Source organism: Vreelandella alkaliphila (assembly GCF_016107625.1).
Taxonomy (GTDB): Bacteria; Pseudomonadota; Gammaproteobacteria; order Pseudomonadales; family Halomonadaceae; genus Vreelandella; species Vreelandella alkaliphila.
The window spans coordinates 1-830 of sequence record NZ_JABASV010000037.1 but is presented as its reverse complement, the minus strand read 5'-3'; the positions used below and the strand labels follow the sequence as shown (position 1 = coordinate 830).

General features: G+C 57.1%; 1 protein-coding gene. It reads left to right on the top strand.

Annotated elements, in window-relative coordinates:
• On the top strand, positions 1–830 hold an 830-nt coding region (locus JFC11_RS18860), incomplete at both ends, for a 2-oxo acid dehydrogenase subunit E2 (RefSeq protein ID WP_198350278.1).

Below are 830 nucleotides of genomic sequence, written 5' to 3'. Positions count from 1 at the left end.
TTGTTAAGCCTAGTGGCCCGAAAGACCGGGTGCTGAAAGAGGATGTGCAGGCCTACGTGAAACAGGCCATTGCCAACCAAGGTGAAGCACAAACAGCGGCTGCCCCTGCGGCGAGTGGTGGTGCTGGCATTCCCGCGATACCGGACGTCGACTTCAGTCAGTTTGGCGAAGTGGAAGAGAAGCCGATGGGCCGCCTGCTGAAAATGGGCGCGACCAATCTGCACCGCAGCTGGCTCAATGTGCCTCACGTGACGCAGTTCGACGAGGCCGACATTACCGAGCTTGAAAGCTTCCGTAAGGCCATGAAAGCCGAGGCTGAAGCCCAGGGCGCTAAGCTGACACCGTTGCCGTTTATGGTCAAAGCCTGTGCCTTTGCCCTGCGTAAATTCCCCCAGTTCAACGTTAGCCTGAAAGGCGATGGCGAAACGCTGGTATGGAAAAACTACGTGCATATTGGGATTGCCGTGGATACGCCGGACGGTCTGATGGTGCCGGTAGTGCGCAACGCCGATAAGAAATCCTTGATCGAGATAGCCAAGGAGATGGCGGAGCTAGGCAAGAAAGCGCAAACCAAGAAGCTTAAGCGTGATGAGATGACCGGTGGCTGCTTCACCATTTCGAGCCTTGGCTCGATTGGTGGAACCGCGTTCACACCGATCGTTAATGCGCCGGAAGTGGCGATCCTGGGGGTATCGAAAGCGCAGATGAAACCGGTATGGGATGGCAGTGCCTTCCAACCGCGCTTAATGATGCCGCTATCGCTCTCCTACGATCACCGGGCGATTAACGGTGCGGATGCCGCCCGCTTTACGGCCTTCCTGGCCGATGTG